Raw genomic sequence first — 23,328 nt, 5'->3', positions numbered from 1 at the left:
CCTTGCTTAAAGACGAAATTGGACAGCTTTTTCAAAAGTTAAAAGAAAAGCACCCTCTTGTCCACCATATTACGAATGCCGTGACGATCAACGACTGTGCCAATGTGACGCTGGCGATCGGCGGTTCGCCGGTCATGGCAGACAGCCCGGAAGAAACGGCCGAAATGGTTGCTCATGCGGACGCCCTCGTCATCAATTTCGGGACGTTAAACAGCAGTTCCTTTTCTGCGATCGTAAATGCCGGGAAGCGGGCCAATGAACTCGGGATTCCGGTTATTTTCGATCCGGTCGGGGTTGGCGCAACGAATTACCGAAATGAAAAAGCAGCGTCGTTACTAAACGAGGTTCGATTCGCAATTATCCGCGGCAATCATAGTGAAATTGCCAGTCTGGCAGGCATAGCCGCGAGCACAAAAGGGGTTGATGCCGGTGAGGTTTCGGAATCGGCTTTCAATACAGCGAAAAAAGCGGCATTGCGTTTTAACACAATTGTCGTCGTGAGCGGCGAAACAGACTACATTTCGGATGGAGACAAAACTTGCAGCATCGCGAACGGCGACCTTCTCCTGACGAAGATTACCGGAACAGGCTGCACGACAGCGTCTTTGATAGGATGCTTTGCAGGATCAAGCGATAACCTTTTCTTATCAGCTGTAGCCGGCATTTCGACAATGGGCATCTGCGGGGAACGGGCCGCCAGAACACTCGCTCCTGGTGAGGGTCTCGGAACTTTTAAAACAAGGCTCTGGGATGAAATTTCATTAATCGACGGAGACGTATGGAGAGAGGAAGTGAGGTTAAGTGAATAGAAGTGTTGCTGATTTGCTGAACCTATATTTAGTGACAACAGACGGCCTCCCGGCAGACGAACTCGTCAGTTCGGTGGAAGAGGCGGTCAGAGGCGGTGTGACGCTAGTTCAGTTGAGGGAGAAAAATACATCCGGAAAAGATTTTTTTGCGAAAGCGATAAAGCTGAAGCAGATGCTTGAAGAATACCAGGTTCCATTAGTGATCAATGATAGAGTCGATATTGCATTGGCAGTAGGCGCAGCGGGAATCCATCTCGGCCAGGAAGACATTCCGGCTGATGCCGTCCGCTCGTTCATCCCGAAAGAAATGATGCTTGGCGTGTCTGTTAAAAATGTTGAACAGGCTCTTGAAGCAGAAAGAGCGGGAGCAGATTATCTCGGAATCGGTGCCATGTTCGCAACATCCTCTAAAAATGATGCGGAATTGCTGGAAGCCGGTGCATTGGAACAAATTATTGAAACGGTCTCCCTGCCAGCGGTAGCGATTGGCGGGATCAATTTGGAAAACATCGATCAGCTGGCAGGGAAAGGGTTGGCGGGCGTTGCCGTCATTTCTGCGATTCATCGTGCTGCCAACCGTACTGAACAGGCTAAGCTCATGAAGGAAAGGTTTAATCTAACAAACAAACAGGAGGCTGAAAGACGATGAAAAACGAAATTGAACTACACACTTCATTTCCGGGAAGCAAGAAGGTTTATGTACAAGGTTCACGAGAGGACATCAAAGTGCCAATGCGGGAAATTTCCCTGCAGCCGACGGAAGGTTTTTTAGAAAAAGAGGAAAACAGCCCTGTACGGGTTTATGACACGAGCGGGTTATACACGGACCCGGATTACAAGATTGATATTCATCAAGGGCTGCCCGCTCATAGAAGGGGCTGGATTCTTGATCGCGGGGATGTAGAGGAATACACCGGACGGTCTGTCAGGCCGGAAGATAACGGCTACAAAAGGGAAGATCAGGCGCTAAAGATCGACATTTTTCCCAATACCGCCGCCAAGCCGTTGAAAGCGAAGCAGGGCCGGGCAGTTACGCAGATGCATTATGCAAAAAAGGGAATCGTCACTCCGGAAATGGAGTATATCGCCATCCGTGAAGGTTTTGATCCGGAGTTTGTCAGAGTTGAAGTAGCGCGTGGCCGGGCGATCATCCCGGCGAACATAAATCATCCCGAAAGTGAGCCGATGATTATCGGCCGCAACTTTCATGTAAAAATTAATGCGAATATTGGCAATTCGGCAGTTTCCTCCTCGATTGAAGAAGAAGTTGAAAAAATGACATGGGCGACCAGATGGGGGGCGGATACAATTATGGACTTGTCCACCGGGAAAAATATACATGCAACCCGGGAATGGATTATCCGCAATTCTCCTGTTCCTGTCGGCACTGTTCCGATCTACCAGGCATTGGAAAAAGTAAACGGTATCGCCGAGGATCTCAATTGGGAAGTGTACCGTGATACATTAATTGAGCAGGCCGAGCAGGGCGTTGATTATTTTACGATTCATGCAGGTGTTCTGCTGCGCTACATTCCAATGACAGCAAAGCGGACAACCGGAATCGTTTCAAGAGGAGGGTCCATTTTAGCGCAATGGTGCCTTGCCCATCATGAAGAAAACTTTTTGTATACCCACTTTGAGGAAATCTGTGAAATTCTCAAAGCCTATGATATTTCAGTATCACTTGGGGACGGACTCCGGCCGGGCTCGATTGCCGATGCCAATGATGAAGCCCAATTTGCCGAGCTTGAAACATTGGGGGAGCTGACGAAAATTGCCTGGGAGCATGATGTCCAGGTGATGATAGAAGGTCCGGGACATGTGCCGATGCATTTAGTCAAGGAGAATATGGATAAGCAGCTTGAAATCTGCCAGGAGGCACCATTTTATACACTGGGGCCGCTGACAACCGATATCGCCCCCGGCTATGACCATATTACTTCGGCGATCGGCGCAGCGATGATCGGCTGGTTCGGCACGGCAATGCTCTGTTATGTAACTCCTAAGGAGCACCTCGGGCTTCCAAATAAAAATGATGTTCGTGAAGGTGTCATTGCTTATAAAATTGCCGCTCACGCAGCTGATCTCGCAAAGGGGCATCCGGGAGCGCAAATCCGCGATGATGCCCTTTCAAAGGCACGCTTTGAGTTCCGCTGGAATGATCAGTTTAACTTATCGCTTGATCCGGAGCGGGCCCGGGAATACCATGATGAAACGCTTCCTGCGGAAGGTGCGAAAACGGCCCACTTTTGTTCGATGTGCGGTCCAAAGTTCTGCTCGATGAGAATTTCCCACGACATTCGCAAGCGGGGAACAACTGAAGGTGAGTTTGACCACGATTTGGTTGAAAAAGGAATGAAGGAAAAGGCAAAGGAGTTTGTCGAACATGGATCTTCCCTTTATCGCTAATCCGCATGGCGCAGATACTGTCCCTGATTTAAGAAAGGAAATTGAACAGCTTAAAAATAATATTATCAAGCTTGAAAAATGTATTTTCACGATTCAACAAAATTGCAGCCATGTTTTCGTTGAAGCTGAAGGTTACCGGAAATGTACGAAATGCTGCAAGGTCGAAGTCTGTTATTATTAGTAATGCGAACCCCGCCGAATTGTGGCGGGGTTTTTTTGAAGCTATAGGAAAGTATAAACGTTTCTAAATATAGTTGGGCGTTTCGATGTCCAGCTCCAGCGCCTAGCCCCTCGAGTCGCTTCGGTCCTGCCAATGAAGTCAAAAAGCGACTTCACTGTCAGGCCCTCCAGCGCTTGTCGGGGCTGACCAAGGCGCTTGCGCTTTTCTTATGTAATATCATAACTTATTTGCAGCAGTAGAACTACTGTTGGGAGATTGCAGGCACATTGATCCCAGACCAGCCCACTCCGTGAAAAAAACACTCTCCTATAAGAACGTGCATTCGCTTTTTGAAAATGTTAAAATGAAGAAAAAGCGGATGCGAGGAATTATTGATGAAAAAGATAACCTTTATTCATGCGGCCGATCTGCATTTGGACAGCCCGATGTCCGGATTGAAGCATCTACCGGAAGCAATTTTTGCACGGCTGCAGGAGAGCACATTCCAGGCTTTTCGAAAAATAACGGATGAGGCGATCAAGCGCCAGGTCGAATTTTTGATCATTTCCGGTGACATATTTGACGGCGAGGACCGGAGCATTCGGGCCCAAACCCGGTTCAGGAAAGAGATGGACAGGCTCTTCCAGCACGACATCCAGGTTTATATGATTCATGGCAACCATGATCATCTAGGCGGCTCATGGGTCGAGCTTAATATGCCGGCAAATGTCCATATTTTCAGAGAAAATGTAGAAGTATTAAAGTATACCGCCAGTGATGGTACGAGCGTACATTTATATGGTTTCAGCTATGCAAAAAAACATGTTTTTGAACGCAGGATCAATGATTATGTGAAAAAAACTGGTGCGGACTTTCATATTGGCATCCTGCACGGCAATCATGATGGAAGCAGTGATCACGGCAACTATGCGCCGTTCCATTTAAGAGAACTGATCGAAAAGGAATTAGATTACTGGGCATTGGGCCATATCCACAAACGGTTGGTGCTTTCGGAAATGCCGGCGGTCGTTTATCCCGGAAATATTCAAGGCCGCCACAAGAAGGAAACAGGCATGAAAGGCTGTTACTGCGTTTCATTGGCAGGTACAGGCACAAATCTTGAATTTATTCCGGCTTCCGATGTGATCTGGGAAAAAGCAGAATTGGATTTGGCTGGATCAGAAGCGGCAACGTTTGAGGATGTATACAAGCTTTGCCGCACGGTCCTTGAAGACCATCGCCATGAAAAACTGGGGACTATTTTAGAGATCACTTTAAAAAACGTGTCGTTTGAAACGCAAACGAATGTTCTTGCCGGGGAACTGCTTGAGGTTTTGCAGGAGGAAGAGAGGGATGAAGAGTCATTCGTCTGGACAGCTTCCATTCAATTAGAGGAAAGAATCGATTGGGACAGGGATCGATTGAAAAACGAAGCTGATTTTTACGGTGAATTATTTAATATTATCGATCAGTATCATGACGTTGAAGAAAGCCTGTCTTCCTTATACAGCCATCCTGCTGCAAGGAAATACCTCGAACGTTTAACGAAAAATGAGCAATCAGCGCTTTTAAAGGAATCCGAACAATTGCTGATCCGCTTGCTGTATCAATAACGGAAGGGAGGCTGGCGCTATGAAAATACTTGAAATCAATATTTACGGCTATGGAAAGCTGGAGAATACAAGAATTACCGGCTTGCAGGACTTCCAGGTTTTTTATGGGGAAAATGAAGCAGGGAAATCGACTATTATGTCGTTTATACATAGTATTCTATTTGGCTTTCCAACTAAACAGCAAGCCGAGCTCCGCTATGAACCAAAAAACTCTGCCAAATACGGCGGACAGCTCACAGTCCTGTTTTCAGGCCGGGGAAAAGCCGTCATTGAGCGGGTGAAAGGCAAAGCAGCCGGAGATGTCTCGGTAATGCTTGAGGATGGTACATATGGAGGGGAAGAACTTCTTCAGGATTTGCTTTCCCATATCGATAAATATTTATATCAATCGATCTTTTCGTTCAATCTGCATCGCCTGCAAAATGTTCATTCCATTAAAAGTGAAGACCTGGGCAGATTTTTGTTCTCTGCGGGCGCTGTAGGCTCGGACAAGCTGCTCATTGCAGAAAACAGCCTGCAAAAGGAAATGGAGCTGCTTTTCAAGCCAAATGGCAAAAAGCCAATCATTAATGAAAAATTACAGAAGCTCCGCGATCTTCATGGCGAACTTGTTAAAGCTGCACAACAAAATGGTAAATACTCGGATTTGCTTAACGAAAAAGAAATCATCGAAAACAGCATCGCCGATCTCAGCAGAGAAAATGCAATCCTGCAAAAACAGATCAATAAACTCGAAGAATGGAAAAAGCTTTATCCAGTTGTCAAAAAGCAAGCGGTTATCAAGCAGGAACTAAAACAGTACGAAAATCTCCAGTTTCCGGTTGACGGAGCGGAACGGCTTGAGCATCTTGAAAATAAAGCCCAACAATATGAAAGCCGCAAAAAAAGTTTAACTGCACGGATTTCAGCAACCGTTTCACAGCTCGACGGTTTATCCCCGGCTATCGATCTATTAAACAGTGAATCGGCAATCATGAATGCTTCAGAAAGTTTGCCTTTATATGAACAATTAAGGCAGGAGCAACATCAATACAAGTTACAGCTGGAGAAACTGGAACAGGAAGTTGAAGCTTTACGGGAAAAACTCCATATTACAGTTGAAGAAGAAGACTTGTTAAAGCTCGACACAAGTATATTTATGAAAGAAAAGATCACTGACGCCCACTCGACACAAGAGCGCCTGAAAATAAAAAAGGATGATCTTGACCGAAGGTTTAATGAAGAAAAGGCCGGGCTTGAAAGCCTGGAACAGCAGCTTACAGATATCAAAACCCAACTCCTCCCGGACGATCAACTGGAGGAGCTTAAAAAGCGGGCTGCCCGTACGGAAAAACAGGAGGATCTTCAAGCTGGGCTCGCTGAGCTGCAAGAACGTCTGGCATCCCGGCAAAATGCCTACAAACAGGAAGTGGGCAGGGCGGCCAAAGAAAAAAAGCTGTTCACGATGCAAAGGGCAGCGTTCACCGCGTTGTTTGCTGCTATAATCATAGTGGGGATATCGAGCAGCGAGTGGCTGCTAACCGCAGCCGGGGCTATTGGAGCATTGGCAGTGCTGATTTCGTTCCGTAAGAGTACGGCTTCGTTTAGAACGGAGGAGCTTGGCGTTGAAATTGAACAATTGCTTAAAAAGGAACAGATCTTAAAAGACAAGCTTGCTGATCTTGCGAAAGGAGAACAGCCATTATTAGCCGAAAAACTTGAAAAGGAATTGCAGCTGAGGGAAAAGTACCAATTGCTTCATATTAAATGGGAAGAGCAAAATGGGCAATACGAACGGGTGATTTCCGCTTTTGAGCAATGGGAAAAAGATGCAATCAACCATAACAAATTGCTTGAAAAGCTTGGGCAGGAGTTGCTGCTGCCGGACGATATTGCTTTAAAGTATTTAAACGATGCATTCCAGTTGATTGAAAAGCTGAAAACAGCGTATCGGGATAAGCAATATATAACGGAACAGTATAAAACCGCTTCAAGCTCCCTTGAAAAAATAGAAACCCGGATTAAAACTTTAAATGACAAGTTTTTAAAAAATAGTGATCTATCGATTCGGGAAGCTGCCTTGATGCTGCGCAACAAAGTCAAAGCAGAGCATGAAAAACGGATTCAATACGACGAAAAGCAGGGAAAGCTAAGCGAATTAACAGAAGAACTTCAGGAACTGGAGACTGAACTGGCCGGCATAAAAGATGAAGAAGCCAAATTGCTAAATTTGGCAAAGGCAGCTACGACAGAAGAATTCCGCAGGCTTGCCCATGATTCAGAAAGAAAAGAGAGACTGTCAGACGAATTAGACACCATTTCAAGGCAATTAAAAATAACTACGATCACGGCGGAAGAGATAGAATCGTTTTTATTAATAGAGGATATCGATGCAGAAATACGCAATCAAACAAAACGACTTGGTGAAACTGAGAAAGAATTTGCGGGTCTCCAGAGCCAGCTTGCAGATGTGAGGCACGAGATTAACCAGCTTGAAGATGGAGAATCATATGCCAACCTTCTCCATACATTTGCGCTTCAGAAAGCCGAGTTGAACGAAGAGGCAAAAAAATGGGCAAAATATGCGATCGCAAAGGATTTACTTGCAAAAACGGCTAACCATTTTAAAAATGACAAGCTGCCGAAAGTGCTTAATCACGCTGAGCAATTTTTAGGCTTTTTAACAGAAGGAAACTACATAAGGATTCTTCCGCAGCAGCAAGGACAAGGATTCCTGGTCGAACGGTCTGATGGCATTTTGTTTGAAGCGAATGAGCTCAGTCAGGCGACAGCCGAACAAGTTTATGTATCCTTAAGGCTTGCACTGGCAACAGTCTTATACGAAAAACTTCATTTTCCAATCCTGATTGATGACAGCTTTGTGAATTTTGATTATAAAAGAACCAAAAAGGTTTTGGAACTTTTGCAACGGGTTGAGGGTAATCAAATTCTCTTTTTCACTTGCCACCAGCACCTCCTATCAAGCTTTGACGATAAACAGGTCATCCAACTCAGGGAAGAGGCCAGGGTTCGTGTCTGGCAGCAATAACAGTGAAGCCCAGCTTTTTTGAAACTGCTGACCGCGTTCGCGAAAACCTTTCATAAAAAATGGTCTGAAGAAGATTAAATCTGTTAAGAGTATGAATAAGTGATAAAATAGGAAATATGTGCGAACAGAATATTATAAGTTTTTTTACTGAAGTTGGCCAGTGCAGCCAACTAGTTAACTACTGTTCATTCAAGCTGCCTGAAAGGAAAAATCTATGGAAGATCAACAGCAGATCCAAAAAAGAAGCAGAGGCCCTCTTGCCTTATTAAGCTTTAATTTATTTATCATTATGGTTGGCATCGGACTTGTTATCCCGATTCTTCCGTTTTATATTGAACTATTTGACGCCAATGCACAAATAATGGGGTTGCTTGTCGCAGTTTTTTCGTTTATGCAGTTCCTGTTTGCCCCGATTTGGGGCCGGCTTTCCGATAAAATCGGCAGAAAGCCGTTAATTACCGTTGGGTTGTTCGGTTTTGCAATTGCCGAGTTTGTTTTTGCATTCGCAAATGGACTTTGGATGCTTTTTTTATCAAGAATATTAGCCGGCACTTTCGGTTCTGCGCTCATGCCAACAGCAATGGCCTATGTCTCGGATGTTACACCGCCTGAAAAGCGGGGACAGGGGATGGGAATGCTTGGTGCGGCGATGGCTTTCGGGATCGTGATCGGTCCAGGGATAGGCGGCTGGCTTGCTGAATTCGACTTATCGTATCCATTCATTTTTGCTGGTATAGCCGCAACGATTGCCGGATTTGTTTCGCTGCCGATTCTCCCGGAATCCTATCCGCAGGAAAAACGGGCGGCGGAGGCGGTGGACAGCCGATCAGAAGGGCAATTTTCCTTAATGAAAAAAGCGTTGTTCAGTCCGGTAGGCTTTCTATTAATTCTCGTATTCATCATGAGCTTCGGACTTGCAAACTTTCAAGCAATTTTCGGCTACTACACAATGGAGCGTTATTCCTACAGCCCACAGCAAGTAGGCTTGATTATCCTGATAACCGGAATTGTCGGAACAGTTATCCAGGGTGGTGTTGTCGGCAGATTAGTAAGCAAGTTTGGTGAAGAACGGATCGTGACGGGTTCCCTTTTATTGAGCGCCGCCGGTTTTGTAATTATGACACTTGCGACAAACTTTATGTGGGTGCTGGTCACGACGTCGATTTTTTTTATAGGAAATTCAACGCTGCGTCCCTCTTTAAATTCATTTATTTCGAAACTTGCCGGCAACCAGCAGGGGATGATTATGGGCTTAAATAACTCGTTTTTAAGCCTTGGGAATGTAGCAGGGCCGATTTTGGCGGGGACACTTTATGAGTGGAACATTCATATCCCTTATCTTTTCGGTGCATTTGTGATGATTTTTGGCCTTGTTGCCACAAAAATCTGGATCGCCAAAAAGCACAAAAGGGCTGGGTTGCAGAACCGGTAATGTTATTTTGCAATAGCTTTAAAATTGGAATCAGAAATGTAAGTTCATTATGATATACTATGGCTAGAGGAAGGAGCGTCGGAGGCATGAACAGAGGAATACTGCAATTCGATGTTGGCGAGCAAGTTGAATTATTTCTATTAATTAAAAGCTCGGTAAAAGGAATGGCGAGCAACGGCAAGCCCTTTTTAACTTTAATTTTGCAGGATCAGTCCGGTGAAATTGAAGCGAAGCTATGGGATGCTTCTGAAGAAGATGTCAAAAACTATGCCGCCCAAAACATTGTAAAAGTAAGCGGGGATATCCAAAATTATCGGGGCAGAAGCCAATTAAGAATCCGCCAGATTCGTCCGGCGTCTCCTGCGGATCCTGTAAAAATATCAGACTTCCTTGAAACAGCCCCTGTTAGTACGGAAGAAATGATGAGCAAGGTAACTCAATATATTTTTGAAATGAAGAACCCAAACATCCAAAGAGTCACCCGCCATTTATTAAAAAAGCATCAGCAGGCGTTTCTTGAATTCCCGGCAGCAACCAGGAATCATCATGAATTTGTTTCCGGGCTTGCCTACCATGTTGTCAGCATGCTTGATCTTGCAAAGGTGGTCTCAGGGTTATATCCGAGCCTTGATAAGGATCTTCTTTATGCTGGTGTCATTCTCCATGACCTCGGCAAAGTAATCGAACTTTCCGGTCCGATCTCAACTGTGTATACGGTTGAAGGAAATTTGCTCGGGCATATTACGATTATGGTCAATGAAATCGGCAAAGCTGCCGATGAGCTTGGTATCAGCGGGGAAGAAGTGCTGATTCTCCAGCATTTAGTCCTTTCCCATCATGGCAAAGCGGAATGGGGCAGCCCTAAGGCACCGCTTATAAAAGAAGCTGAAATTCTTCATCATATCGATAATTTGGATGCTAAAATGAATATGCTCGACCGCGCCTTGGTTCGGGTCAAACCGGGAGAATTTACAGAACGCATATTTGCCCTTGAAAACCGCTCGTTCTATAAACCAACTTTCCATAAATAATAGAATCATAGAAAAATAAGCCGATGACAGACGGCTTATTTTTTTGCGGAATTTTATTAAATTTATTATAGAATCAGTCTTAAACGAGCTCGATATTCATGTGTAAAAGAAAATCCAGCATAATTTCCGCGAGTGAACATATTTTTAAATAAAGTCTATTTGGACAAAGCATAACAAGGGAGGAATGGATAATGATCATCCCCGTTTGGGTTTACTTTGTTGTTGCCGGCATTGTCGTCAGCGCTTATATGGCTGTCAAGGCCGGAAAAGAGGAGCGCAGCGAGCAAAATGAAAACATTGAACGTGAAGGTGAAGTCTATATGGAGCGGCTGGAAAAAGCAAAAGAAGAACGAAAAGCAAATGAAAAATCTTTTGGAATGTAAGAAAAGGTTCCCTCGGGGAACCTTTTCTTTTGAAGTTATCCTTATCCTTGTGCCGGTGCTTCCGGACTTTCAAGAATGCTTTCCAGGTCTTTGTCTTTAATTTCAACGTCTGCCGCTTTAAGCTCGCGCTCCATTGCTTTCTGGATAACGGCACCGTCAATCTTCGATCTTTTTACCTCGGTTTCAAGCTCTTTCTTCATCTCTTCGAAAGGCTTTTTCTCTTTCTTGTCAGTCACTTGGATAATATGCCAGCCGTTCTGGGTTTGGACAGGCTCACTAATCTGGTTTACTTCGAGAGCATAGGCAGCTTCCTCAAATTCGGGAACCATTTTTCCTGGTCCGAACCACTCAAGATCTCCGCCTTTTTCTTTTGATCCTGGATCAGTTGAATGTTCTTTGGCAAGATCAGCCATTTTTGCACCGCCATCAAGCTGTGCCTTTAATTCCTTGGCTTTTGCTTCATCTTCAACGAGGATATGGCTTGCGCGAATCTCAGTGCGATAGTTATCATAAGCCTCTTGAAGTTCCTTATCTGTTACTTTGATATCTTTCATTGCTGCCTTCTCCTGAAGGAGTCCGATTTTGAACATACGCTTTAAATCTTCTTCATCATCATAGCCGTATTGGGCAAGGGCCTGTTGATAATTTGGTCCCAATTGCTCTTTTACTTCTTCAACCTTTTTATTGATTTCCTTATCTGATACTTCATACTTGTCGGATAGAACCTTTTCAAAGACGAGTTCCTGGAGAGCCTGCTCACCGTATTTTTCTTTCATCGCGCTATAAAGCTCGTCCTTTGTAATATTTCCAGCTTTAGACTCGGCAACAGTCGCAGAATCCCCGCTATCTTGATTACATGCGCTTAAACCAATAACCCCTGCTGCAAGAGAAAGGGATAGAATCCATTTTTTCATGCTGAACACTCCTAAACAATTTCTATGTGATGCTTTTCCACAATCTCTATCATAACATAAATATAATTAATCACAAAAACTATTCTCTGTTTAAACAAGGAGATTTTTGGATGAAAGGAGCCCTAATCCGCGGGATTGATAGGGGATAACATTAATATTATGGAATAAAAAGGAAGTAAAAAACAAAATTGTAAGGTAAAAGGATCCAAAAATAAGGCACATGTTCAAGAAAAATGGGTTGAGCATGATACCAGCCTATTCGCTATCCCGTTCATTTGAATAGTATAGTGTAGCAACTCTAAAGGAGGTGTTAACATGAGTGGAGGTTACGGTGGCGGATTCGCGTTAATCGTTGTTCTGTTTATCTTGTTAATCATTGTGGGAGCAGCCTGGTTATAAGAAAGCGGGCATGATGGCCGGAATCCATTGTGCCTATGGGGAAGGAGAATACGTACATGTCCGGTGGCTCAGGTTATTATGGAGGATTTGCTTTGATCGTTGTCCTCTTCATCCTTTTAGTAATAATTGGCGCAGCTTGGCTGTAAAATACGAAAGATGAAAAAACGGCAAACGGCAGGCAGAAGCCTTGCCGTTTTTTTCATATGTATAGTCAGGCAAACAATAATTCTACATAAGAAGATGTCAGCAAAATCAGGATCAAAATATTAATCGTCCGGAATACTTTTGGCTGCCGGTCCTCCGGGATTTCTTTTTGGATGCATAGGGAGTTGGTCATTTTATTAATGTAAAAAACAATAAAGACAGCAAACGCAATAAAAGCAGCGGAGATCATCCAAGATTCCCTCCTTCTTTCAGTACAGACTTTGGTAATACAATATCAAAATATCAAAAAAAAAGATAGTAACGAGACTGGTGAACTGGGAGATGTTTTTGCAGATAAATTCCATATCAATCCCACAAAAACGGTAAGCTGAAACTTACTAAGATACTGTACGATGAAAAGCGAAAAAAATCAATAGAAAATCTAACAACATTTTACTTGCCGTACGTAAAAATATTGTCGAATGAATTTTATTTTAATGTATAACCATGCATAAGCGGGCCAAAAAAATAAAGGGGGAGTTCCCCCAGTTTGGCAGCGCCTTATGCATATTCCTTTTTTTCTATTCGGTCTTTTTTGCGAATCTTTCCGTCTGCATCCACAAAGTCTGTTTCAATGTTTTTAAATGATTTTTCAAAAATCTCCATAAAATCATCACCATAAATATTGCGGACAATCGCCATCATTTCAATTACGTCAGGGAATTTTCCATACAGTTTCTTGAGTGGCATCGCGCCGGAAAATACAGCATTTTTATCAGGCTGGTACGTTTCCATTAAACTGAGCAAAACACTTTCTCCCTGTTCGGTTAACTGGATGTATGTATTCCTTTTATCACTTTCTTTTTTGGAAAACTGAAGAAAGCCTCTTTCTTCAAGCTTTTTGGAAAAATTAAATGCGGTGGAAACATGCATTACGCCAAATTTCGCCACATCCGAAATAGACGCTCCGTTTAAATGGTAGGCAATCCATAAAATATGGTGTTCATTGATATTGAGATCGTAAGGTTTGATCCATTGCTGCCAGTCTTTCTCAATCGATTTCCAAAGCGCCTTGCTGAGCTGGGCGATTCGTTGGCTGAAAAGAAGTGCTTCTTTCATTGAAAATTGGTTGTCCGTCATTTGAATTCACCTTCTTTGTTATTTCTTTCGATCATTATGTCAATAAAACAAAAATTAATAAAGGTATCAATTTGCGAAATTTTTAGAAAATAATTTTATACTAATAAGTATACAATTTTTATCAAAAAAAAGATACGAAAAAATATTTTTAAGTTAACAACCATTTTTATAATATATTTGTTTCGTTCACAGTGAAAAAAACCCCTTCTTTTCTAACGAAGATTTTTTAGAAAAGAAGGGTTTTTCATCTTTTTTCATGCCTGACTGGTCTTTTGCCGATTTAATGAAAGCTCTAATTCGCTGATTGTGTCCTCAATTTTTTTCATTTCCTTTTGCAATTCTTGCTTGTTTGGCCTAATCGCATTTTTCCAGTCTGCAATGGAATGTTTAAGATCCGATGAAAGGCTGCTGATTGCTGCTTTGCCTTCCATAGAAGCCTGGGAAGCAGAGTTCTTCAGGTCCATTAGGTCGTCTTTCAAAATTCTCACGTTGCTCATCAATAAATCTTTATTTTCCTGCAAATACTTTCTGGTTGTTCTTCCGGAAGCAGGAGCAGTCAGCAGGGTAGTGATCCCGGCTGCTACGCCACCGACTAAAAATCCCAACAAAAGTGATTTTGCCTTCATCCCATTCACCTCAACATTAAGTGTCGTCTTCTTACATACTTCTACATTTTTCTGCAAAATCCTCTTACGTAACTTTATCCTGATATTTTTCTGTTCTTTTAATATCTCTATACCTTCTATTATCACTTAAATAACAATAATAAACCTGTCCATTTTTCATAGCGCAATTTTTTCGGCATATATATAAATAATTAGGAGATTATTGACTAGCTTGCATTGGGGGGTGGTAATAAGATGGGAGGAATTCGTTTTGCTTTCTTTGCTCTGAGTGTTCTGTTGTTTTTGGGAGCAATTCGCTCTTTACTGGCAGCCCAAAGCCCCGGATCCTATCCGCCAAAGCATGTGTTACGGGCCCGGGCAACTGCGTTGGCGGGTGGGGGTGTGGTACTCTTTGCATTTGCATTATTGCTTCTGTTGTTTTGAGAGAGAGTCACCGCTTGCTACACAGTAGTGCTGCTTCGGCACAACGATGGCACTCCAGCTGAACATCCACTTGAGTCGCAAACTAGAGCCAAAAAAAGAGAACTCCGGAGAGTTCTCTTCATGTATTATTGGCTGACAGGCTGCTGTATGAATTTGGCGCGTTTTAAAATGCCGGTTGCGATCGGGTACAGGATAACCATTGCCGCTGTATTGATCGCCGTAGCCGGAAGTACGACAGTTGCGAATAAAATCGCAAATGGTCCTGGAAGCCCGACGATGACGAATGCTGAACCCAAAAAGACAAGACCGGAAATAATCGTGCCTACAGCTGTAATTGCAGCAACGCTGACAATCGAATTTCGGTACTTTGCCAGGGCAAGAAAAATCGCAAAGAATAAAAATGCCGTTACGGGTTTATCAATGATATTTGGAAGCAATCCTCCGGGAAATTGTGTTGTCAATCCGGAAAGTACGCCTGTTACAAGTCCGAGTAAAAGTACATTTTTCTTATCTGGAAAAAGAATGATTCCTAAAAACATCATCATCAGCATCATATCCGGCTTCATCCCAAAAACAAATCCAGGTACAAATGCATGCAATGCAGCACCTATCCCAACAAATAACGCTAATACTACAAGATTTTTCGTATTCAACCTAATCTCTCCTCTGCTTGGCTATGCTATTTTGTCTCTCCTGCAGTGCACTCGTTGCCTGCAGCGAAAAACTTGAACCAATTATAGCACACCGTTGTCAATATTTAAACACACAAATAACCATCAATAATTTTTTCTAAAAGATTTCATAAATTCGGCCAGCTCATTTACCTGCTCAACCGTAACGGCATTGTAAAGTGAAGCCCGGCAGCCGCCGACGGAACGATGTCCGTTGAGTCCGATAAATCCGGCTTCTTTCGCCTGTTTCAGAAAGGCAGCAGTCGCTTCATCAGTTTCGAGCGTAAAGGTGATGTTCATTAAAGATCGGCTTCCCTGATCAGCGTGGCCTCGATAAAATCCGTTGCTTTCATCAATAACATGATAAAGCATTTCGGCTTTCTCTTTATTGATCTTTTCAATTGCAGGCAGGCCGCCAAGTGACTCGACCCATTCCAATACTAGAGAAAGTAAATAAATGGACAGGGTAGGCGGGGTGTTGTACAATGAGCGGTTTTTCGCATGCGTCTGGTAATTGAGCATTGTAGGCAGTCCCTCACCTGAACGGGCAAGCAGGTCCTTTTTGATAATCACGACTGTGACACCGGAAGGCCCAAGATTTTTTTGTGCACCTGCGTAGATCAGGCCAAATTGGTTTACGTTAATCGGCTTGCTAAGAATATCGCTCGACATATCAGCAACAAGCGGAGCATCGAAATGATCCGGGAATGTTTGCCATTGTGTTCCAAAGATCGTATTATTGCTTGTTAAATGCACATACGATGCATCGTTCGGAGTTGTTGCTTCAAGATCGGGAATTTTTTTGTACTTTCCTTCCTTTCCGGAAGCGAGACTGGCAGCTGCCCCGATTTTACGGGCTTCATTCAGCGCTTTCTCACTCCAGGAGCCAGTCATGATGTAATAAGCCGTTTCATCGTTTCTGAGCAGATTCATCGGCACCATCGTAAACTGCAAACTGGCGCCTCCTTGCAAAAAAAGCACTTCATAATCATCGGGAATTTGCATAAGACGTCGAAGAAGTCTGTCGGCGGTATTGTGAATCTGTTCATATTCAGCACTGCGGTGGCTCAGCTCCATTACAGCCATGCCAGTATCAAGATAGTTCAGCCACTCTTGTTGGGCTTTCTCAAGGACAGCCTGAGGCAGGGCGGCTGGTCCGGCATTAAAATTCAAAGCTCGTTTCATCTGGGTCCTCCTTACATGCGGTAATACGCTAAAGTATAAAGATGTTTATATCGTATCAGAAATAATAGAAGAGCACACTAAAAAGTTTGAACAATTTTGAAAAAATGTTTTGCAAAAAAGCTTCCGTTCATTGTGATGAACAGAAGCTTTTTTTGAAAATCCGCCAGTGTTGCAGGGGCTAAATTTTCTGGACGTCGATATGTCTATAACCGGCTATTAATCCCGGCGGCGATTTTTTGCAGGTCCTCCCCGGTGTATTCACTATTGTTCGTTTTCCAGATGGCACCAAAGCCGTCACCTTGCCCATAGCGGGGTATAAGGTGAACATGGAAATGGAACACGGATTGTCCAGCCTGTTCGCCATTATTGTTCAACATATTCAAGCCGACAGGTTGGAATTCTGCTTTAATGGCATTGGCAATTTGCGGGACCACCGAGAATAAGTTTCCGGCAATTTCGGGTGTAAGCTCGTACAGGTTTTCTTTATGTATTTTGGGGATGACAAGTGTATGGCCTTTCGTCACCTGGCTGATATCAAGAAAAGCAAAGACGTGTTCATTTTCAAACACTTTGGCAGAAGGAATACTGCCATCGATGATTTTGCAGAAAATACAGTCGTTCATGTCCAACACCCTTTCAAGGCTTTTTTCGTATTTTATCATATAATAATCTTTTACAAAAAGGTAAAAGGCAGGATTCTCAAGGAATCCTGCCGAAGTGAAGGGGAAAGCTTCTATTCTACGTTCAATTTAGGAAAGTCTTTGACAAACACCTCATTTCAAAAAATGATGCGCTCAAGTAGCGAACCGATTTTTTTGAACGGTACTGTGTGCAAAACAACGATCCTCATATTTAGGAACGTTTGAAGCTTGGATTAAAAGGTTTGAGTCTTTAGCAGACACCTCATTTCAATTGGTTGAAATGGTTTCACCTAATCGATTGTTTCCCCTTCACGAAGTAGTATGCCCTGCAAATCCCGGGAGTATGTAATTTTAATCCGGGCAGTCCAGCTTTTTAAAACATGCTCAATATTTGTTAAAATATTAGCATAGACAGAAGGAGGGTGTGCTGATGGTACTTTTGGATATTAAAAACCTGACAGGGGGTTACACACGAAACCCTGTTTTAAAAGATATTTCCTTTCAGGTCAATGAAAAAGAATTGGTCGGTCTAATCGGGCTGAACGGGGCCGGAAAAAGTACAACGATCAAGCATGTCATCGGGCTCATGGAAGCGCATAGCGGGGAGATTACCATAAATGGCCGGACGTTTAAACAAGACCGGGAAGGATACCGCAAACAATTTACTTTTGTCCCGGAAACACCGATCTTATATGATGAACTTACGCTTGAAGAACATTTAAAGCTTACCGCAATGGGCTATGGGCTCGATGAAGATACATATAAGTCACGTAAACAAGTACTGCTGAAAGAGTTTCGAATGGAAAAAAGGCTAAAATGGTTTCCTGCCCATTTTTCCAAAGGGATGAAGCAAAAGGTGATGATCATGTGTGCGTTTCTCGTTCAGCCGTCCCTGTATATTGTTGATGAACCATTTGTCGGTCTTGATCCCCTCGGCATCCAATCGCTTCTCGATTTAATGAAAAGAATGAAAGAAGCGGGTGCCGGGATCTTAATGTCGACACATATTTTGGCAACGGCTGAACGGTACTGCGACAGGTTTGTGATTTTGCATGAAGGAAAAATCAGGGCCTCAGGCACACTCGAGGAGCTCCGCGAGCAATTTTCGATGCCGGGCGCATCTTTGGATGATCTCTATATCCAGCTGACAAAGGAAGAAGATTATGTTTAATGGCGCCCGGTTATGGAAACAGCGCTTCTCGCGGAGAAGCAAGGAGATGGGCCGGTATCTTCGCTATATTTTTAACGGACATCTCGTCATTGTAATGCTGTTTTTGCTCGGAACAGCGGCCTATTACTATCAGGCCTGGGTCAAAACGCTGCCGGCTTCTTATCCCGTCCCGACTATTATTGCTGTGCTGCTGGGAATATTGCTGACATATAGTCCGATTTATACGTTTTTATTTGAGGCAGATAAAATCTTTTTGCTCCCGCTTGAAACAAAGCTTGCTGATTATTTTAAACGGTCCATCCTGGCCAGTTTTGCTGTACAGACTTATCTCCTTATCCTTGTTCTTGCTGCTGTAATGCCGATGTATGTTCAAGTGAATGAAGGGGAGTTTTCCTCCTATTTTACATTTTTGCTTATCCTGCTGGCCGTCAAAGGCTTGAACCTGTTCGCACGTTGGAAAGTACAATACTATGTTGAAACATCAGCACATTGGATTGACTCTGCAATTCGCTTTAGCTTAAATGCTGTGTTTGTCTACATGCTTTTTTCCGGTGCAGGCTTTCTTTTTCTTATTGTCATAGCCGGATTGATGGCCGGGCTGTATTGGTATTATCGGAGTCAAGTAGTTGATAAAGGCCTGAAATGGGAGTATTTAATTGAATCGGAAGAAAGGCGGATGACGTCGTTTTACCGCATTGCCAATCTGTTCACCGACGTACCAAAATTTAAGGATAAAGTGAAAAGACGGAAATGGCTTGACTGGGTCCTGGCCAGACTGGCTTTTAAGCAGGAACAAACTTACTCCCATCTCTATATGAGAACCTTTTTGCGGGCGGGCGATTATTTTGGCTTATTTCTGCGGCTATTCATTATTGGAGCAGGAGTCTTGTATTTAATATCCTTTGGAATCGGACAAGTTGCAGTCGTTTTATTATTTTTATACTTAACCGGATTCCAGCTGCTTCCGTTATGGAATCACCACCAAAATAAACTGTGGGTTCAGTTGTATCCTGTAGCAGAAAAATATAGATCACGTTCATTCAAGGTTCTTCTTTCAGCGTTGCTTTTCATTCAAAACATTGCCTTCTGCCTCGTTTTAATGCTAAAAGGGGATTGGCTGATTGGCGGGGTTTCCTTTGCAGCCGGAATCGGTTTTATCTACTTTTTTGTGTCCATTTATGCAAAGAAGCGCTTGGAAATGGTATAGGAACAGGCTGGATGGATTCAGGGCACATCCGGCCTGTTTTTTAAGGTGAAACCGATTCGTAAGAGATTCGTATGAACAGTTATCTAATGAAAAGGATGAACGTCTTATGAATGAATATGAATTAAAGGCTTACGAAGAAGTATTGGATTGGCGGAGAAAAATCCTTAAAAAGTCAGGAATGTTAAACCGAATTTCAAAAAAAGTGCAGACAAAAGTCAATCATTTGATTCCGGAAAAAGCCCATCAAATCATTACCGATAGCATTAAGAATATGGTTAAAGCGACGTTAACAGGTTCAAATATAACAACAAAAAAGCAGCAGGCAAATGGGCTATCTCTTGAAGAAAAGGATGCACTATTCGATAAAAAACTGGTTTTGTATCGAAAAACAGCAGCGATTGAAGGAGCAGGAACGGGTGCGGGTGGTATATTTCTCGGGCTGGCTGACTTTCCGCTACTGTTGACGATCAAAATGAAATTCTTGTTTGAGGCGGCTTCGATATATGGTTTTAGTACGAATCTTTATGAGGAACGGCTGTTTATTCTGTACACTTTTCAACTGGCTTTTTCCAGTGATGAACAGAAAAGGGAAACGTTAGACATTATTGAAAACTGGGATGAACGAAGAAAAACTGTAGCTGAGATGGATTGGAGAGAATTTCAGCAGGAGTACAGAGATTATATCGATTTTATAAAAATGCTTCAGTTGATCCCCGGGATTGGTGCGGTTGTTGGGGCTTATGCCAATTATAATCTCCTGGACCATTTAGGAGAAGTCGCTAAAAATGCATACAGGCTCAGATTATTGAGAACCCCTCCACTTAGCTGAAATGAGAAGCGGGTCAGTCAAGTTTAAAAAAACCCATCAGCGCATTTCAGTGCCGATGGGTTTTTAAGTGTATTATAAAGCTTTTTCAGGAACAGGGGTTTCCGATTGCACGGATTGATATTCTACGGCTGCAGTTCCTAAAGTTTTCGCTGCAACGAGCATCGCTTTTTCATCAATATCAAACTTCGGATGGTGATGCGGGTAATTTTCCTCCGCTTCCGGCCGTGCTCCTGTAAAGAAGAAAGTTCCTTTCACATGCTGTAAATAGTAAGCGAAATCTTCCCCGCCCATTTGCGGTTCTGTTTCGACAACACAGTTGACACCGGTAACTTTGCCAGCAACTTCAACCAGGAACTTTGTTTCTTCTTCATGGTTGATGACGGCTGGATAGCCTCTTTCAAATAAATATTCATAATCGCTGCCGCTTGTATAGCAAGTGCCTTTTACCGTGCGCTCAATTTCTTCTTCAACAAAAGCTCTCACATCTTCACTGAAGGTTCTCACCGTTCCTTCGAGCTTGGCTTTATCAGCAATCACATTGAAGGCATTTTCGGCGACAAACGAGCCGACCGTTACAACAGCAGAATCAATCGGGTTTACTTTTCGGCTGACAATTTGCTGCAAGTTGACGACCAGCTGTGAAGCTGTGACAACAGCATCTTTTGTCCGGTGAGGCTGGGCACCATGGCCACCCTTACCCTGTACCAATATTTCAAACCGGTCAGCAGCAGCCATGATCGGCCCGACCCGGTATTGGATCGTCCCGGTTGGTTCTGAAGCCCATAAATGGGTTCCGAAAATCACGTCCACACCCTTGAGGCAGCCATCTTCGATCATCGACACTGCGCCTCCTGGCGCATATTCTTCTGCATGCTGGTGGATCATGACATAATTGCCTTCCAATTCATCTCTTAATTCGTGCAGGCTTTTCGCCAGGACGAGCAATGTTGCGGTATGGCCATCATGCCCGCATGCATGCATAACTCCAGGAACCAGTGATTTATATGGAACATCTTTCTCATCTTGAATCGGCAAGGCATCGAAATCCGCTCTTAATGCAATTGTTTTTCCCGGCTTGCTGCCGTAAATTTTCGCAACTACTCCATTGCCGCCGACATTGCTTTTTACTTCAATTCCAAGCTTTTCATAGAAGGTTTTTATGTATTGGGCCGTATTTGTCTCCTGAAAAGAAAGTTCAGGATGCTGATGCAAATAACGCCGTATTTCAACCATCTCTTCATAATAGCTTTCCAGTTTAGCTTCCAAGCGTTCCAGCATAACAATCGCTCCTTAAAAATAAAATTTTTAGACAATTATAACACATTTCGTGACTCGAAGGTTATTTTATTGAAAGTATTTTCTGGAAATTCTAACAGAGTCGGGTGTTTTCAGGGGATCGGTATATTTAATTAACTGCAGAAGAGACTGCATCAGGCAGTCTCTTACGCGGTCTATATTAGAAACATCGCAAATATTGTCGTAACAATTAAACCAATCGTTACAGGCAGGAGGTTTCTTCGTGCGAGTTCAAACGGATCGACATTACATATGGCTGCGGCGGGAATGAGCGCCCATGGGACGAGTGTGCCTCCGCCAACCCAAATCGCAGCAATCTGGCCGAGAGCGGTTAACGTGGCTGCTCCAGCCCCGATCGCTGTCGCAAATAAATTGGCTATTGACCCGGCAAGTGATATACCGGAAAAACCGGATCCGTCCAGGCCGGAGATCGCTCCAACAGCGGTTAAAGTCACGGCACCTACTTCCTTGCTTAACGGGACAACTGAAGCAAGCGTTACACCGAGGTCGTTTACAATCCCGTGCGAGTTCTCCGGGAGGAAATCACCGATGATTTTTGTAAATCCGGCATCGCCCAAGTAGAAGAAAGCAGCGATTGGAATCACCGGTCCGAATACTTTAAATCCGAATTGGAAGCCTTCAATAATATAACTGGTCGCTGTTTCAAGCCCTTTATTTTTATGGCTGACCATTGTGATGATGAGAAGAATAAAGATTGAGGTTCCGCCAATTAAGGCTGTGGCATCCGCACCTTGAAGATTAAAATTAAACATCGCTGCTACATCAAGGACAAACAGAGCAGGGATAAGCAACGCGAAAAAACGTTTTTGATTTATAGATAATAAAGATGAATCACTGGTTGAAGGATCTGAATCCGGCAGTTCTGAATGCTCTGAATCTACCGTCAGCCTGCCTGCTTTCATATCGCGTTTCAGAAAATAAAATGCTGCAACAGTGGTAACCACCCCCATCACAAACACTAACGGAACACTTGCATTAATTACCGAATTTACCGGCAGACTGGCAGCATCGGCTGTCAGCTTTGGGGCAGCTTGGATGATATAATCCCCGGACAGGGCAATTCCATGCCCGAACAGGTTCATCGCCATCGCCACTCCAAGGGCGGGCAGTCCGACCCTTAATGCGACCGGAAGGAGCACGGCGCCCAGTAATGCAACGGCTGGCGAAGGCCAGAAAAACCATGATATCACCATCATCAGAATGCCAATCGTCCAGTAGGCAAGAGAAGGTGTGCGGATCAATTTGGCAAACGGGGAGATCATCACATCGTTAATCCCGGTTGTTGTTAATGTTCTGCTCATCGCCACAATAATTGAAATAACGAGAATGGTCGAAAGCAGTTCAGTAATCGCAAAAATAAAGCTTGTGAAAATGCTGCTGACAGAATAACTAAGCGAGCCGGTTGCTGTAATCGCGATCAGAAAGATTCCGGCAATACAAATGAGTGTTGTATCCCGTCTCATCACCATAAAACCGATAATCATCACAATGAAACTCACGTATATCCAATGAAGTGCGGTTAGTTCAACGGCCATATCCTTTAATGCCCCCTTCTGTTCATCCTTAAAGGCGAAACATAGGTAGTTGCCCAATTTGGATTTAATACAGGATATGTGCTTTTTGAACAGGTGTGAAGGGTGAAAAAAGATTTGCGGCTTTAAGGTGGAGCCGGGGGATGAACTGTCTGTAGTAATGTGCGAATCAAATTTACGAGCGCAATTCGGATTTACGAACGGAATTCGAGATTTACGAGCGGAATTCGAGATTTACGAGCGGAATTCGAGATTTACGAGCGG

At 43.5% G+C, this 23,328-nt stretch carries 24 protein-coding genes; 15 read left to right on the top strand and 9 right to left on the bottom strand.

Translation table 11 applies throughout. The features are described from left to right. Nucleotides 1-2 precede the first annotated feature (2 nt). The 9 genes from thiM to CU633_RS07700 all read left to right on the top strand — a co-directional run bounded on the left by thiM (nucleotide 3) and on the right by CU633_RS07700 (nucleotide 10,865). Nucleotides 3-809 carry a hydroxyethylthiazole kinase gene (thiM, locus tag CU633_RS07740; protein ID WP_101659153.1) on the top strand — a complete coding sequence of 269 codons (807 nt, stop codon included), beginning with the start codon at nucleotides 3-5 and terminating at the stop codon, nucleotides 807-809. After that, nucleotides 802-1,458, top strand: coding sequence for a thiamine phosphate synthase (gene thiE, locus CU633_RS07735; RefSeq protein WP_101659152.1), 657 nt, complete (start codon nucleotides 802-804; stop codon nucleotides 1,456-1,458). The genes thiM and thiE overlap by 8 nt, the downstream gene beginning before the upstream one ends. Beyond that, a complete protein-coding gene (gene thiC / locus CU633_RS07730) occupies nucleotides 1,455-3,218 on the top strand; it encodes a phosphomethylpyrimidine synthase ThiC (RefSeq protein WP_101659151.1) in 1,764 nt (587 codons plus the stop codon). The genes thiE and thiC overlap by 4 nt, the downstream gene beginning before the upstream one ends. Then, the gene (locus CU633_RS07725) at nucleotides 3,196-3,399 is read left to right on the top strand and encodes a hypothetical protein (RefSeq protein WP_101659150.1); all 204 of its coding nucleotides are present in this window, start codon (nucleotides 3,196-3,198) and stop codon (nucleotides 3,397-3,399) included. Before thiC ends, CU633_RS07725 begins: the two co-directional genes overlap by 23 nt. A 374-nt stretch (nucleotides 3,400-3,773) precedes the next feature. Next, nucleotides 3,774-4,991: a metallophosphoesterase family protein gene (locus CU633_RS07720; protein ID WP_101659149.1), complete on the top strand. Its 1,218-nt coding sequence runs from the start codon at nucleotides 3,774-3,776 to the stop codon at nucleotides 4,989-4,991. 19 nt (nucleotides 4,992-5,010) lie between these two features. Further along, the gene (locus tag CU633_RS07715; RefSeq protein ID WP_101659148.1) at nucleotides 5,011-8,019 is read left to right on the top strand and encodes an ATP-binding protein; all 3,009 of its coding nucleotides are present in this window, start codon (nucleotides 5,011-5,013) and stop codon (nucleotides 8,017-8,019) included. A gap of 214 nt (nucleotides 8,020-8,233) precedes the next feature. Beyond that, complete coding sequence (locus CU633_RS07710; protein WP_101659147.1) at nucleotides 8,234-9,451, top strand: MFS transporter; 1,218 nt, start codon at nucleotides 8,234-8,236, stop codon at nucleotides 9,449-9,451. Nucleotides 9,452-9,537: 86 nt separating this feature from the next. Beyond that, nucleotides 9,538-10,482 (top strand): 3'-5' exoribonuclease YhaM, encoded by a 945-nt coding sequence (gene yhaM / locus CU633_RS07705; protein WP_101659146.1) that lies wholly within the window; start codon nucleotides 9,538-9,540, stop codon nucleotides 10,480-10,482. Nucleotides 10,483-10,673: 191 nt separating this feature from the next. Beyond that, nucleotides 10,674-10,865 (top strand): sporulation YhaL family protein, encoded by a 192-nt coding sequence (locus CU633_RS07700; protein WP_180954908.1) that lies wholly within the window; start codon nucleotides 10,674-10,676, stop codon nucleotides 10,863-10,865. 41 nt (nucleotides 10,866-10,906) lie between these two features. Here CU633_RS07700 and CU633_RS07695 read toward each other — a convergent pair whose 3' ends face one another. Continuing rightward, nucleotides 10,907-11,779 carry a peptidylprolyl isomerase gene (locus CU633_RS07695; protein WP_101659145.1) on the bottom strand — a complete coding sequence of 291 codons (873 nt, stop codon included), beginning with the start codon at nucleotides 11,777-11,779 and terminating at the stop codon, nucleotides 10,907-10,909. Nucleotides 11,780-12,094: 315 nt separating this feature from the next. On the opposite strand from CU633_RS07695, the gene CU633_RS07690 reads away from it, so the two are divergent. Next, nucleotides 12,095-12,178 (top strand): YjcZ family sporulation protein, encoded by an 84-nt coding sequence (locus CU633_RS07690; protein ID WP_101576812.1) that lies wholly within the window; start codon nucleotides 12,095-12,097, stop codon nucleotides 12,176-12,178. Nucleotides 12,179-12,213: 35 nt separating this feature from the next. Further along, the gene (locus tag CU633_RS07685) at nucleotides 12,214-12,324 is read left to right on the top strand and encodes a YjcZ family sporulation protein (RefSeq protein WP_257958559.1); all 111 of its coding nucleotides are present in this window, start codon (nucleotides 12,214-12,216) and stop codon (nucleotides 12,322-12,324) included. Between the two features lie 65 nt (nucleotides 12,325-12,389). Here the strand turns inward: CU633_RS07685 and CU633_RS07680 are convergent, their stop codons facing one another. The 3 genes from CU633_RS07680 to CU633_RS07670 form a co-directional block, all read right to left on the bottom strand. Further along, nucleotides 12,390-12,572 carry a hypothetical protein gene (locus CU633_RS07680; RefSeq protein ID WP_101659143.1) on the bottom strand — a complete coding sequence of 61 codons (183 nt, stop codon included), beginning with the start codon at nucleotides 12,570-12,572 and terminating at the stop codon, nucleotides 12,390-12,392. A gap of 311 nt (nucleotides 12,573-12,883) precedes the next feature. Further along, complete coding sequence (locus CU633_RS07675) at nucleotides 12,884-13,462, bottom strand: HTH-type transcriptional regulator Hpr (RefSeq protein ID WP_101659142.1); 579 nt, start codon at nucleotides 13,460-13,462, stop codon at nucleotides 12,884-12,886. A gap of 254 nt (nucleotides 13,463-13,716) precedes the next feature. After that, nucleotides 13,717-14,088 (bottom strand): YtxH domain-containing protein, encoded by a 372-nt coding sequence (locus CU633_RS07670; protein ID WP_101659141.1) that lies wholly within the window; start codon nucleotides 14,086-14,088, stop codon nucleotides 13,717-13,719. A gap of 234 nt (nucleotides 14,089-14,322) precedes the next feature. Here CU633_RS07670 and CU633_RS07665 point away from each other — a divergent pair, with 234 nt between their 5' ends. Next, a complete protein-coding gene (locus CU633_RS07665; protein WP_101659140.1) occupies nucleotides 14,323-14,511 on the top strand; it encodes a hypothetical protein in 189 nt (62 codons plus the stop codon). 125 nt (nucleotides 14,512-14,636) lie between these two features. Here the strand turns inward: CU633_RS07665 and CU633_RS07660 are convergent, their stop codons facing one another. The 3 genes from CU633_RS07660 to CU633_RS07650 all read right to left on the bottom strand — a co-directional run bounded on the left by CU633_RS07660 (nucleotide 14,637) and on the right by CU633_RS07650 (nucleotide 16,990). Further along, a complete protein-coding gene (locus CU633_RS07660) occupies nucleotides 14,637-15,164 on the bottom strand; it encodes a tryptophan transporter (RefSeq protein WP_101659139.1) in 528 nt (175 codons plus the stop codon). Between the two features lie 123 nt (nucleotides 15,165-15,287). Further along, a complete protein-coding gene (gene serC, locus CU633_RS07655; RefSeq protein WP_101659138.1) occupies nucleotides 15,288-16,367 on the bottom strand; it encodes a 3-phosphoserine/phosphohydroxythreonine transaminase in 1,080 nt (359 codons plus the stop codon). A gap of 203 nt (nucleotides 16,368-16,570) precedes the next feature. Next, nucleotides 16,571-16,990, bottom strand: coding sequence for an HIT family protein (locus tag CU633_RS07650; RefSeq protein WP_101659173.1), 420 nt, complete (start codon nucleotides 16,988-16,990; stop codon nucleotides 16,571-16,573). 448 nt (nucleotides 16,991-17,438) lie between these two features. Here CU633_RS07650 and CU633_RS07645 point away from each other — a divergent pair, with 448 nt between their 5' ends. The 3 genes from CU633_RS07645 (at nucleotide 17,439) to CU633_RS07635 (ending at nucleotide 20,215) form a co-directional block, all read left to right on the top strand. Beyond that, entirely contained in the window at nucleotides 17,439-18,179 is a 741-nt protein-coding gene (locus CU633_RS07645; RefSeq protein ID WP_101659137.1) for an ABC transporter ATP-binding protein, read from the top strand. After that, nucleotides 18,172-19,386, top strand: a complete 1,215-nt coding sequence (locus CU633_RS07640; RefSeq protein WP_101659136.1) for an ABC transporter permease — start codon at nucleotides 18,172-18,174, stop codon at nucleotides 19,384-19,386. Before CU633_RS07645 ends, CU633_RS07640 begins: the two co-directional genes overlap by 8 nt. A gap of 106 nt (nucleotides 19,387-19,492) precedes the next feature. Further along, nucleotides 19,493-20,215 (top strand): EcsC family protein, encoded by a 723-nt coding sequence (locus tag CU633_RS07635; protein ID WP_101659135.1) that lies wholly within the window; start codon nucleotides 19,493-19,495, stop codon nucleotides 20,213-20,215. 72 nt (nucleotides 20,216-20,287) lie between these two features. On the opposite strand, the gene CU633_RS07630 is transcribed toward CU633_RS07635, so the two are convergent. Beyond that, on the bottom strand, nucleotides 20,288-21,493 hold the full coding sequence (locus CU633_RS07630; protein WP_101659134.1) for a M20 family metallopeptidase: 1,206 nt from the start codon (nucleotides 21,491-21,493) through the stop codon (nucleotides 20,288-20,290). A gap of 173 nt (nucleotides 21,494-21,666) precedes the next feature. Beyond that, nucleotides 21,667-23,067: a hypothetical protein gene (locus tag CU633_RS07625; RefSeq protein WP_101659133.1), complete on the bottom strand. Its 1,401-nt coding sequence runs from the start codon at nucleotides 23,065-23,067 to the stop codon at nucleotides 21,667-21,669. Between the last annotated feature and the right edge of the window lie 261 nt (nucleotides 23,068-23,328).

Origin of the sequence: Bacillus sp. V3-13 (genome assembly GCF_002860165.1) — a bacterium.
In the GTDB taxonomy this organism is placed as follows: domain Bacteria; phylum Bacillota; class Bacilli; order Bacillales; family Cytobacillaceae; genus Bacillus_BJ.
This window is presented reverse-complemented; position numbering and strand designations above follow the sequence as displayed.

Coding starts and splice junctions, on each gene's coding strand:
- CU633_RS07625 (WP_101659133.1), bottom strand. CDS start 23,067: ATGGCCGTTGAACTAACCGCACTTCATTGGATATACGTGAGTTTCATT.
- CU633_RS07630 (WP_101659134.1), bottom strand. CDS start 21,493: ATGCTGGAACGCTTGGAAGCTAAACTGGAAAGCTATTATGAAGAGATG.
- thiC (WP_101659151.1), top strand. CDS start 1,455: ATGAAAAACGAAATTGAACTACACACTTCATTTCCGGGAAGCAAGAAG.
- CU633_RS07700 (WP_180954908.1), top strand. CDS start 10,674: ATGATCATCCCCGTTTGGGTTTACTTTGTTGTTGCCGGCATTGTCGTC.
- CU633_RS07725 (WP_101659150.1), top strand. CDS start 3,196: ATGGATCTTCCCTTTATCGCTAATCCGCATGGCGCAGATACTGTCCCT.
- serC (WP_101659138.1), bottom strand. CDS start 16,367: ATGAAACGAGCTTTGAATTTTAATGCCGGACCAGCCGCCCTGCCTCAG.
- CU633_RS07640 (WP_101659136.1), top strand. CDS start 18,172: ATGTTTAATGGCGCCCGGTTATGGAAACAGCGCTTCTCGCGGAGAAGC.
- CU633_RS07695 (WP_101659145.1), bottom strand. CDS start 11,779: ATGAAAAAATGGATTCTATCCCTTTCTCTTGCAGCAGGGGTTATTGGT.
- CU633_RS07710 (WP_101659147.1), top strand. CDS start 8,234: ATGGAAGATCAACAGCAGATCCAAAAAAGAAGCAGAGGCCCTCTTGCC.
- CU633_RS07635 (WP_101659135.1), top strand. CDS start 19,493: ATGAATGAATATGAATTAAAGGCTTACGAAGAAGTATTGGATTGGCGG.
- CU633_RS07650 (WP_101659173.1), bottom strand. CDS start 16,990: ATGAACGACTGTATTTTCTGCAAAATCATCGATGGCAGTATTCCTTCT.
- CU633_RS07645 (WP_101659137.1), top strand. CDS start 17,439: ATGGTACTTTTGGATATTAAAAACCTGACAGGGGGTTACACACGAAAC.
- CU633_RS07680 (WP_101659143.1), bottom strand. CDS start 12,572: ATGATCTCCGCTGCTTTTATTGCGTTTGCTGTCTTTATTGTTTTTTAC.
- CU633_RS07670 (WP_101659141.1), bottom strand. CDS start 14,088: ATGAAGGCAAAATCACTTTTGTTGGGATTTTTAGTCGGTGGCGTAGCA.
- yhaM (WP_101659146.1), top strand. CDS start 9,538: ATGAACAGAGGAATACTGCAATTCGATGTTGGCGAGCAAGTTGAATTA.
- CU633_RS07665 (WP_101659140.1), top strand. CDS start 14,323: ATGGGAGGAATTCGTTTTGCTTTCTTTGCTCTGAGTGTTCTGTTGTTT.
- CU633_RS07720 (WP_101659149.1), top strand. CDS start 3,774: ATGAAAAAGATAACCTTTATTCATGCGGCCGATCTGCATTTGGACAGC.
- CU633_RS07690 (WP_101576812.1), top strand. CDS start 12,095: ATGAGTGGAGGTTACGGTGGCGGATTCGCGTTAATCGTTGTTCTGTTT.
- CU633_RS07715 (WP_101659148.1), top strand. CDS start 5,011: ATGAAAATACTTGAAATCAATATTTACGGCTATGGAAAGCTGGAGAAT.
- CU633_RS07675 (WP_101659142.1), bottom strand. CDS start 13,462: ATGACGGACAACCAATTTTCAATGAAAGAAGCACTTCTTTTCAGCCAA.
- CU633_RS07685 (WP_257958559.1), top strand. CDS start 12,214: ATGGGGAAGGAGAATACGTACATGTCCGGTGGCTCAGGTTATTATGGA.